Here is a 10,577-nt window from a genome sequence, read left to right as displayed (position 1 = left end):
TCGAACCCCGCCCCGCGCCCCCCCCCTGCCCCGGCCCCCACCACCCCCCCTCCCGCCCCCGCCACCCCCCCGCCCCCGCCCAGTGGCGCCCGGCCCCCCCGCCGCGCCGAGCCGAGCCAAGCGGAGGAGAGCCGAGGAGAGTGACGCCGCGTTGCGGAGTGTCGACCCCAGGCCGGGGTGGTCTGTCGCCGCGGGCACCCGTTGACGGACGGTGGTGGTCAGTTGGTGTCCTGCACCTTGCCGGCGTCTCTGCGTTGTGACCGGAACACGACGAACAGCAGGCGCAAGCCCAGCAGGGCGCTGATGACCAGCAGGTTGTACCCGAACAGCTGGTTCAGCGTCAGCTCGGCGCTCACCCGTGGTCCGCCCGTGCTGGCCAGCAGCAGCACGGCCATCACCCCGGTCGCTGTGCCGGTGAACGCCAGCAGCAGCTCGTGCAGCATGCCCAGGACCACCGCGCGGTCCCGTTCGTCCGCGAACAGTCGGACGTTGACCGACAGCCGGCCCTGCTCCAGCGCGGACGTCACGCGGTCGATCCGTCGCGGCAGCCGTCGGAGCACCGGGAGGAGCGACAGCAACTCCTCCGTGGCGGTCCGCCGCAGCGAGTCCGGCCGCATTCGCTCACCGACGAGCCGGTTCGCGAACGCCCGCGACTCCACGAGGATGTTGAACCCCGGCGACAGCAGCGCAAGCGTGCCTTCCACGGTCGCAAGCGCGCGGAACACCGCGGCGATCGCCGGCGGGATGGACAGCCGGAACTCGGCCACCACCCGGAACAGGTCGGTGAACATGTCCAGGTCCGGCGCCTGCCCCTGCGAGACGTGCTTGGCGACCAGGGCGCCCAGAGCCCGCTCGAGCTTCTGCTCTTCGATCTCGTCCGGCCGGTCCACGATCTCCAGCAGCCCGTCACGCAGCCCGGCCGGGTCACCCCGGTCGACGGCCGCCAGGACGTCGCGTAGTCCGCCACGCAACGCGGAGTCGAGCCTGCCCACCGAGCCGAAGTCCAGGAGCCCGAGCTTGCCGTCGGCGAGCAGCAGCACGTTCCCCGGGTGCGGATCGGCGTGGAACACGCCGTGCAACAGCACCTGTCGCAGCACACAGTCCAGCAGTGCCCGGGCCAGCCCGACCCGCTGCTCGTCGTCCACAGCGCCGATGGCCGTTCGCACCGGAGTGCCATCGAGCCGGCACATCACCAACACCCGCTCACTCGACAGTTCCAGGTGGACGGCCGGCAGCGTGACCTCGGTGCTCGTGTCGACCGCGCTCACCGCAGCGATGTTGCGTGCCTCGACCCGGAAATCGAGCTCCTCGGTCAACGCCGCGGCGAACCCGTCCGCCAGGTCCATGACGCCGAGGGCGCGCGCCCATCTCGCCCGCAACTCCAGCGACCGTGCGACCTGGTAGACGATGTCGAGGTCCCGTTCCACTACCCGGTCAATGCCGGGTCGGCGAACCTTGACCACCACGTCGTCACCGTTGTGCAGCCGCGCCCGGTACACCTGAGCGATCGACGCCGCGGCCAACGGGTCCCGGTCGAACTCCGCGAACACCTCGTCAAGCGGCTGCCCCAGGGCCTCGACCAGTTCCTGCTCCACGCCATCGAACGGAACCGGCGCGACCTGGTCCTGCAGCCTGCTCAGCTCGTCGATGAACGCGGGCGGCAACAGGTCCGGCCTCGTCGACAGCACCTGCCCGAGCTTCACGAAGGTGACCCCGGCGTCCTCGAGCGCTCTGCGCAGCGACCGAGCCAGCACCGCGTGCCTTGTGCCGTCCGTCCCGCGTCTGCCGACCAGGTACTGACCGATTCCGTGCTTCACCGCGATCCTGGTGACCTGCGAGTACCGCCGTGCACGAGCGGCTCGCCGCCGAACCGACCGAAGCCGTCCGACGAACCCCAGCCCACCACCGCTGGGGAAGGCCATCTCGGCGAGGAACAGGAACGTCAACGTCGCGAGGAACGCGCAACCGGCGATCGGGATGAGCAGGCCGGCGAACAGACTGGGCGGCGACTCGTGGAGGTTCGGGAACAGCCAACCGAGTATCCGACCCACCGCCAGCCAGCCGACCACCGCGCCGAGCAACGCCCGCGTCGTCCTGATCCGCACCCCGAGCACCCGTCGCGATGCCGCGACGAGTGGCCACAGCATCAACAGGTAGACGGGGAGCGCGAGCAGACCGAAGAGCAGGCTGGACATGTGGTTCCGAACGTCGGCAGGAATGGCTGATCGCCGTCGATGGAAACACACGAGACCTGTGGATCACTGGGTAATGGCGAACTGTGTACCGCATCGGTTCGTAGGGCATCACTTCCTTCGAGTTGACCGCGAATATCTGTTGGCAGGCGGGACTAGCGGGCGCGCAGGGGCTGGGCGGGTGGCTGTTACACGCTCTTGGTCGTCAGCAGTCGGACCACCTCCTCCGCGGTTCGTGTCGCGCTTGCCGGGTTCTGGCCCGTGACCAGGCGTTCGGACACCGACACCTGACATTGGAAGTTGGGTGCGGCCACGTGTTTGGCGCCGCGGTCCTCCAGCGCGGTCTGCAGCAGGAACGGCACGACTCCACTGAGGTGGACAGCGTCCTCTTCCGCGTTGGTGAACGCGGAGACCTCCTTGCCCTCGACCAGGTAGCTGCCGTTCGACAAGGTCAGGTTGAGCAGCGCGGACGGCCCGTGGCACACCGCGGCGACCACGCCGTTCGACTCGTAGACGTCGCGGCCCAGGCGGGCGAGATCGGTATCGCCCGGGAAGTCCCACATCGTGCCGTGGCCGCCGACGTAGAAGATCGCGTCGTAACCGACGGCGTCCACTTCAGCCGCTCTTCGCGTGGTCGCGAGGTCGGGGAGGTGCACGAACTCGCGTTGGGTGGGATCGTCGCCGTCGAAGCCGTCCATGGGTGGTCGTCCGCCCCGGACGCTCACCAGGTCGACGGCGAAGCCCGCGTTCCGGAAGACACGCCACGGATGCGCGGCTTCCGGGACGTAGAAGCCGGTCGGGCGGACGCCGCCGAGGTCGTCATGGCTGGTCAGCGCCAGCAGGATTGCGTTCATGGGTTCAGGTTGCCATGGCGGGGGCATCGAAATCCAATAGAAGTCGCTTGGTTTATTATCAGAAATCTGATGACCTCACTCGACCTGCTCAGAACCTTCCTGGCCGTGCACCGCGCCGGCTCCGTCACGGCCGCCGCACAGCTGCTCGGCCTGTCGCAGCCTGCCGTCACCGCGCAGTTGAAGGCCCTGGAGAAGACCGTCAAGAAGCCGCTCTTCCACCGGCACGCCCGCGGCGTCACCACCACCGCGGCGGGCGAGGACCTCGCCCGCAGACTCGCCGGTCCACTGGACGACCTCGCCGCCGCCGTCGGTGACTTCGTGGGCGGCAAGGTCGCGCTCCACGTCGGCGGTCCGGCCGAGTTCACGAGCCTGAAGGTGGTGCCGGCGCTGGTGGAGCTGCCGGACACCGCGCTGCGCGTCACCTTCGGCATGCCGGACGACCTGCTGGACGAGCTGGTCAAGGGCGGTCTGGACCTGGTGGTCTCCACGGTTCGTCCCCGCCTCCGCGGCATTGTCTCCGCCCCGCTCTACGTCGAGGAGCTGACCGTCGTCGCGGCGGACCGCTGGTGCTACCCCGACACGTCCGGGGTGCTCGGCGACGCGCCCTGGGTGGCCTACGCCGAGGACCTTCCGCTCATCCGCCGGTACTGGCAGACCGTGTACAAGACGCCCCCACCGGGCAACGCGGTCGTGGTGGTTCCCGATCTGCGGGCCGTGCTGGCCGCGACACTGGCCGGTGCGGGCGTGACCGTCCTGCCGAGGTACCTGTGCGAGTACGAGCTCGCGACGGGTGACCTGCGTGAGGTGGTCATTCGTGGCGAACTGCCCACCAACACGCTCTACCTCGCGGTTCGCACCGGCGCCTTCGCCGAACCGCACATCGCACGCGCCAGGGACCTGCTCACGACACGTGCCGCCGACTGGTGAGCGGTTACGTAGACTCGCCTGCCGTGCCGAAGCCCACCGCCGCCGAGCTGGCCGCCGCACGCGTGAAGACCATCCCGGACGTGGTCGCTCCCGGGCTTTCCGTGCTGTTCTGCGGCATCAACCCCGGTTTGTACTCCGCGGCGACCGGGCACCACTTCGCCCGGCCTGGCAACAGGTTCTGGCCCGCCCTGCACCGGTCGGGCTTCACGCCACGGCTGCTGCACCCCTCCGAACAGGACGAACTGCTCACCTACGGGTTGGGCGTGACGAACATCGTTGCCCGTGCCTCGGCCCGCGCCGACGAGCTGACGCGTGACGAACTGCGTGCCGGCGCGCGAAAGCTGACGGCGTTGGTGTCCCGGTACGCGCCGGCGGTTGTCGCCGTCGTCGGCATCTCCGCGTACCGCACCGCGTTCGACCGTCCGAAAGCGAGGATGGGGGAGCAGGAGGAGCGGATCGCCGGTGCGCGTCTGTGGGTACTGCCCAACCCGAGCGGGTTGAACGCGCACTACCAGGCGCCGGCGTTGGCGGAGGCGTTCCGCGAACTGCGCGACGCGGTGGGGTGACGCCTGTCCCATACGGGATCCATATGTGCTGGTCACGAGAATGCGGCCATGCGGATCCTGCTGGTCGAGGATGAGCAACCGCTGGCCAAGTACGTCGCGGCCGGCCTGCGCAAGCACGGCTTCGCCGTCGACGTGGCCTTCGACGGACGCGCCGCCCTCGACAAGTGCACGGTCACGCCCTACGACGTGGTGGTCCTCGACCGGGACCTGCCGGTGGTGCACGGGGACACCGTCTGCCGCGAGCTGGCCGGGCACGGTCAGGCACGCGTCCTCATGCTCACGGCGTCGGGCACGGTCGAGGACCGCGTCGAGGGACTGACGCTGGGCGCGGACGACTACCTCGGCAAACCGTTCGCGTTCTCCGAGCTCGTCGCCCGGGTACACGCACTGGCTCGGCGCAGCACTCCCGCGCGTCCGCCGGTGCTCCGCGCCACCGACGTGGTGCTCGACCCCGCCCGCCGCACCGTCGAACGGGCCGGTCGCCTCCTGAACCTGACACCGAAGGAGTTCGGTGTGCTCGAACAGCTGCTGGCGGCCGCCGGTGACGTCGTCAGCGCGGAGACGTTGCTGGACAAGGTGTGGGACGAGCACGCCGACCCGTTCACCAACGCGGTCCGGATCACGGTCGGCACGCTGCGCCGCAAGCTCGGCGATCCACCGCTCATCGACACCGTGACCGGTGCCGGATACCGGGTCGGACCGTGCCCCGGCACCTGACCGCCCGCGGTCGGCTGACCATCCTCTACACGGCGTTGGTGCTGGCCGCCGGCCTGGTGCTGACGGCCTTGACCTACCTGCTGATGCGGCAGAACCTGGGCCGGCGCCTCTCGGTGGTGATCCTCGACCCACGCGCCGACGCGGACGAGCCGTTGCCGCCGCCTCAGGCGTTCACCAAGGAACTGAAGGACGTCACCCTGTCCGAGTTCCTGGCCCAGGCAGCGGTCGCGCTCGTGGTGGTGACCTTGCTGGCCGCGGTCTTGGGCTGGGTGGTGGCCGGCCGGATACTGCGACCGATCCGCACGATCTCGGCCACCGCTCAACGGCTGTCGGCGGAGAACCTGTCGGAGCGGGTGCCGGTGACCGTGCCGGCGGACGAACTCGCGACCCTGGCCGACACCATCAACGGGATGCTGGACCGCATTCAGCATGGCGTGGCCGAACGGGACAGGGTGTTGCACAGCCAACGGATGTTCACCGCCAATGCCGCGCACGAACTCCGCACCCCGCTGACCACCATGCGCACGGCGATCGACGTCACCCTCGACGGCCACCCCACCCACCCCGAACTCGTGGCGATGACCCTCGACATCCGGACCGCTGTGGCGCACAGTCAGCGCACGCTGGACGGTCTCCTGGCGCTGGCCCGCACCCAGGCGGGGGTGAGCAGGCACGATCAGGTCGACGTGGCCGACGTCGTCAGGCACCTCCTCGACGCGACGGCTGCCGACGTGGCCGCGGGCGACCTCACGCTGCACACCGAGTTGCGCCCCGCCTCCGTCCAGGGTGAACCTGTCCTGCTCGAACGAATGGTGAGCAACCTGATCGACAACGCCGTCCGGTACAACCATGCCGGCGGCCACTTGGCAGTGACCACCGGCGCCACGAACGGGCGAGCGTTCATCCGGATCGCCAACACGGGCCCACCAATCCCACCGCACACGACGAACCGCCTCCTGGAACCGTTCGTCCGCGGCGAAGGGGCCCGTCTACACACGGACACCGGAGCGGGACTGGGACTGTCCATCGTGCATGCGATCGTGATCGCCCACGGCGGAGAGATCGCCGCCACCGCCCGGGAGAAGGGGGGCCTCGACATCACCGTTCACCTGCCGGTGCAGGCGATCAGTTCCCCGTGATCCGCCCATAGACCTGGTGCACCTCGTCGAGGTCACGAGCCCGGCCTTACACCGAAACGGCTGTGCACCAGCCGAACGACCTCGATGGGGCCCTCCGACTCGATCGCGCCCTCAAGCGACCCACGCACCAGTTGTTGCACGTGGCGGTCGCGCCGAGACCCCCTCCGGCGAGCTGACGTCCGAGCTCGGTTCGGCCAGCAGTCCCTCTACGTGTGCCAGCACGGCGTTCCGGTCGTTGATCCACTGAGGCAACCAGACCCGGCATACGGCCGGCCAGCCCATGATCTTCTCGAGCAGTTGAGGAGCGGCGTCGCGGTCCGCGACGGTAGGTCGCCGTGCCCAGGTCGGCCCGTCGAGCAGGACCGCCACCGACCATCGCGCGGTACCCGCGCGTCGGACCGCGAGGTCGACGGTGAAGTGGGAGAGGCCGAAGCGGACCGCGACCTCGTGCCCCCGCGCACGAAGGGCCGAGGCGAGCTCCTCAGCTACCCGGTCTCTGTGCACGTCCTTGCGGCTGATCAGGTCACCGGAGGCGCCGAGACCGTTCGCGGCCTGCTCGAGGTAGGCGCGCAGGTGGCGGGTGCCGAGTGCCTTGGTGCGGGCGAGGTCGATGTCCTTCGGGTCGAACGAGCTGAACAGGATCACCTGGGTGCGGGCCCGGGTGACCGCGACGTTGAGCCGCCGCTCACCGCCCTGGTTCGACAGCGGCCCGAAGTTCAACGGCAGCTGGCCGGTCTTCGGGTCGATGGAGAACGCGAGGGAGAACAGGGTCACGTCCCGCTCGTCACCCTGGACATTCTCGAGGTTCTTCACGAACAGCGCCTCGCCGTCGTCGCGGGCGAGCGCGGCCTGGACGCGTGGGTCGGTGCTCTCCTCGACCAGGTTCAGCAGGAGGTCGCGCTGCTGGACGTTGAACGTGATCACACCGATCGACCGGCTCGCGGTCCGCGGGTCGGCGAGCAGCCGGGAGATCTCGGCGACGATCGCCTCCGCCTCCACTTGGTTGGTACGACTGGCGCGGGTGCCGCGGTCGTAGTGGCCCTCGACCCGGTGCCACGAGACTCCCGTGTCTCGGTCACCGCCGGGCGAGGGGAGGCTCGCGAGCTTGTCCTCGTAGTAGTGGGTGTTGGAGAAGGAGATGAGCGACTCGTCCGTACTGCGGTAGTGCCAGGTCAGGGACTCGCGGGGGAGGCCGGACTCGACGCATTCGGCGAGGATGCTGTCGAGGTCCTCAGGCACGGCAGGGTTGTCCTCCTCATCGGCGTGGGCGGCCTCCATCACACTCGTCGGCGGCATCTGCTTGGAGTCGCCGACCACGACCACCGAGCTCGCGCGTCCCATCACGCCGATCGCCTGCGCGACCCGGATCTGAGACGCCTCGTCGAACACGACGATGTCGAAGTGCACCGCGCCGGGTTCGAGGAACGTCGCCACCGACGCCGGGCTCATCAGGAAGCACGGCGTGAGGCCGGTGACGATCTCGGGCCGGCTCGCGCACGCCTCGCGGAAGGACAGCCGGTCACGGCGGCTGTTCAGGCGACGGACCAGCTCTCCCGCCTCCGCCCGGAAGCGGGGGTGGATCCGCTGCCGGCGGGCCACGAGGCCGGCGGCCAGGCGCTCCGGCAGTTGTTCGCGGACACTGGCGCCGAGGCGGAGGTAGTCGGCCACGTCGTCCTGGTGCGCGCCCGCGTCGAAATACTCCAGGTCGTTCGCGTGCAGTCGCTCGTCGAGCGCCGCGGTGGTGAGACCCCGGTGGAACGCCTGCTCGATGTCGGCAGGGGCGAGCGAGCCGTCGAGGACTTGGCGGCGGAACTCGTCCAGGCCGGCCGCCGCGAGCACGTCGGTCTGGGTGAGGACCGCGCCCCACCGCTGAACCGGCCGCGGTCCGCCTGCCGTGACCTCCGCGTGCCAGACGGGGCCGTCAGCGCGCCAGGCCGCGACCCAACCCCGGTTGGCGGACCAGTGCGCGAACTCCGCGTCCGACGTCGCGAGCACGCGGAGCCAGTCCGCCCACAAGCGGGCGAACGTGTCCAGGTCCGGCACGTCGTGACCGAGTTGGTGCACCGAGGTCCACAGTGCCGGTCGGGCACGGTGCAGGTCGCGCGAGATGACGAGTGCGTCCCGAGCCGCCGCGACCACGTCGGCGGCGTCGGGCGCGGTGGGCCACCAGTCCGACGCGACGGTGAGACCGGGGACGGCATGGAGGACGTCGGCGACTCGCCGTGCGGCGTCCTGTGCGGCGGCAGCGGCGGAGATCGTGTCGAGCACGGTGGCCTCGTCGACGACACCGGTGACGAAGGACCGGAGTGCGTCGGCGAGCGCGGTCCTGCGCTTCTTGCGCCCGAACAAGCCCTTGTTCGCGACCGCGGCCTGCGCGGTGAGCGTGTAGAACGCGGGATCGGTGAAGAACTCCGGACGCAGGGCCGACAGGACATCACGGTGCTCGACGCGGAGAGCGCGGACCTGCTGGAGTGCGGCCTCGGCGACGGCATCCCAACGGGGATCCTCCGCGGCAACCGTGGCGGCGAGGTCGGGCAGCCCGCCCCGCTTCGCGAGTCCGGCGGCAGGTACCGCCGCCATCACCTGGCACGGGTGCGGCAGTTCCGAGATGGTGTGGCGCAGTCGTTCTGGGTACCGCTCGAACTCGCCACGGAGCCGTTCGAGATCCGCCGCCAACCCGGCGAGGACCTGGGCGGGCAGGTCGGCCACCGTGCGGCGACCACTGATCCGCCACGGGTGGTCGTGCCGCAGTCGGGCGGCGTTCGCGGCGGCGGGTAGAGCACGGGCGGCTTCCGCGACCTCGGCACGCTGCTGCGCGGACAACGCGAAGAACGTGGCCGGTACGACCGCCCGGTCGCCAGGCTCCTGAGCGAGCAGCGCGGAGTAGGCCGACCATGCCGAGAACCCGGCCGCGTTCTCGGCATGGAGCCGTTCCGGGTACTCCCGCAACGCGGCGACGCGTGCCCGGTAGGCCGCCTCGAGGGACTGCCAGGCGTGTTGGTCGTCGCCGACGAGCGTCTCGTACGCGGCCTTCAGCTGGGCGTGGATGCTCCGGGCAGTCTGCTTGCGGCCGTGCAGGTCCAGGCAGAACGGCTCAATACCGACGTCGGACAGCCGCCGTTTCACCACATCGAGCGCCGCCTGCTTCTCGGCGACGAACAGCACCGACTTACCGGACGCGGTCGCGTGAGCGATCAGGTTCGTGATCGTCTGTGACTTGCCGGTCCCGGGTGGACCTTCCAGTACGAATGACCGCCCACGGGCCGCCAGCTCGACCGCGCGCATCTGCGACCCGTCCGCGGCGATCGGCAGGAACATGGCGCTCTCGTCGACCGTGATCTCCTGCGTCGCCAGCGGCTGCCCGGACTTCTCCACGAGGTGCCGGACGACGGGGTTGCGGGTGAAGACCTGCCAGTGCTCGGTGAGGTCCCGCCACATCTGGAAGGTGGAGAACTGGAGCAGCCGCAGACTCGCGGTCTCGTCCACCCGGTAGTTGAGGTTGTTGCCGACCAGGGTCTTCTTGATCGCGCGGAACGAGGCGTCGATGTCGATGCCGTCGTCGTCCAGGATCGGCTTCTCCAGTTCGGCGATCCGCACGCCGTGCTTGACCCGCAGCCACTGGACGAGACAGTGGTTCGGCGCGGCGATCTCGGCGCCGTCGATCAGGACCGTGTAGGGCCGGTTGCCCGCGCCGCCCTCGATGCGGACGGGGAGCAGGAACAGCGGTGCGTGCGCCTCCCCGGTCGGCGTCGGGTGCACCAGCGAGCCGAGGGTGAGGTAGAGGTAGTTGCTGCCCGTCTCCTGTTCGAGGGTGCGGGCGTCACGCTGCAGTCCCCGCATCCGCGCCACGTAGGAGGCCTGTGTGACCGCGCCGTAGATCCGGCGGTCCTTGGCGAGCTCCTGCTCGGTGACCTCGTCGGGCAGGTCCTGTGCCCGGTGTACGCCCTGCAGTTCGTGCACTCCGCTGATGCTGTCTTGGGCGACGACGTTGATCGCCTTGCCGCTGTGCACGAGGTCGTCGAGCACCGCGAGTGCGCCGGCCGGCACGTGGAGATCGAGCCCCTTGCCCCGCTTGGGCAGCTTGAGCAGCGGGTTGCGCAGACTGAGGTCGAGCAGCGCCCGCCGCCACGCCGCGACCCTGGCCGGCGCACCGTCATCGGCGGCCTCGACCTCGAGGTTCTC

Annotated in this window: 7 protein-coding genes; 4 read left to right on the top strand and 3 right to left on the bottom strand. The window is 69.9% G+C overall.

The features are described from left to right. Nucleotides 1-218: 218 nt before the first annotated feature. On the bottom strand, nucleotides 219-2,195 hold the full coding sequence (locus ACJ73U_RS25265) for an ABC1 kinase family protein (RefSeq protein WP_407780192.1): 1,977 nt from the start codon (nucleotides 2,193-2,195) through the stop codon (nucleotides 219-221). Between the two features lie 185 nt (nucleotides 2,196-2,380). Continuing rightward, nucleotides 2,381-3,046, bottom strand: coding sequence for a type 1 glutamine amidotransferase domain-containing protein (locus ACJ73U_RS25260; protein WP_407780191.1), 666 nt, complete (start codon nucleotides 3,044-3,046; stop codon nucleotides 2,381-2,383). A gap of 69 nt (nucleotides 3,047-3,115) precedes the next feature. On the opposite strand from ACJ73U_RS25260, the gene ACJ73U_RS25255 reads away from it, so the two are divergent. From ACJ73U_RS25255 to ACJ73U_RS25240, 4 genes are read left to right on the top strand one after another with little or no spacing between them, the layout of a single operon-like run. Beyond that, nucleotides 3,116-3,973: a LysR family transcriptional regulator gene (locus tag ACJ73U_RS25255; RefSeq protein WP_407780190.1), complete on the top strand. Its 858-nt coding sequence runs from the start codon at nucleotides 3,116-3,118 to the stop codon at nucleotides 3,971-3,973. 23 nt (nucleotides 3,974-3,996) lie between these two features. Next, nucleotides 3,997-4,539 (top strand): G/U mismatch-specific DNA glycosylase, encoded by a 543-nt coding sequence (mug, locus tag ACJ73U_RS25250; protein ID WP_407780189.1) that lies wholly within the window; start codon nucleotides 3,997-3,999, stop codon nucleotides 4,537-4,539. A gap of 48 nt (nucleotides 4,540-4,587) precedes the next feature. After that, nucleotides 4,588-5,256, top strand: a complete 669-nt coding sequence (locus ACJ73U_RS25245; protein ID WP_407780188.1) for a response regulator transcription factor — start codon at nucleotides 4,588-4,590, stop codon at nucleotides 5,254-5,256. Further along, nucleotides 5,241-6,395 carry a sensor histidine kinase gene (locus ACJ73U_RS25240; RefSeq protein ID WP_407780187.1) on the top strand — a complete coding sequence of 385 codons (1,155 nt, stop codon included), beginning with the start codon at nucleotides 5,241-5,243 and terminating at the stop codon, nucleotides 6,393-6,395. The genes ACJ73U_RS25245 and ACJ73U_RS25240 overlap by 16 nt, the downstream gene beginning before the upstream one ends. Before the next feature lie 111 nt (nucleotides 6,396-6,506). Here ACJ73U_RS25240 and ACJ73U_RS25235 read toward each other — a convergent pair. After that, nucleotides 6,507-10,577: DUF4011 domain-containing protein (locus tag ACJ73U_RS25235; protein WP_407780186.1), on the bottom strand; the 4,071-nt coding region annotated here is incomplete at its 5' end.

Origin of the sequence: Actinophytocola sp., from assembly GCF_045807065.1 — a bacterium.
Taxonomy (GTDB): Bacteria; Actinomycetota; Actinomycetes; order Mycobacteriales; family Pseudonocardiaceae; genus Actinophytocola.
Note: the sequence above shows the minus strand (reverse complement) of the source record. Positions and strands in the feature narration are given on the sequence as shown.

Coding starts and splice junctions, on each gene's coding strand:
- ACJ73U_RS25265 (WP_407780192.1), bottom strand. CDS start 2,195: ATGTCCAGCCTGCTCTTCGGTCTGCTCGCGCTCCCCGTCTACCTGTTG.
- ACJ73U_RS25260 (WP_407780191.1), bottom strand. CDS start 3,046: ATGAACGCAATCCTGCTGGCGCTGACCAGCCATGACGACCTCGGCGGC.
- ACJ73U_RS25255 (WP_407780190.1), top strand. CDS start 3,116: ATGACCTCACTCGACCTGCTCAGAACCTTCCTGGCCGTGCACCGCGCC.
- ACJ73U_RS25245 (WP_407780188.1), top strand. CDS start 4,588: ATGCGGATCCTGCTGGTCGAGGATGAGCAACCGCTGGCCAAGTACGTC.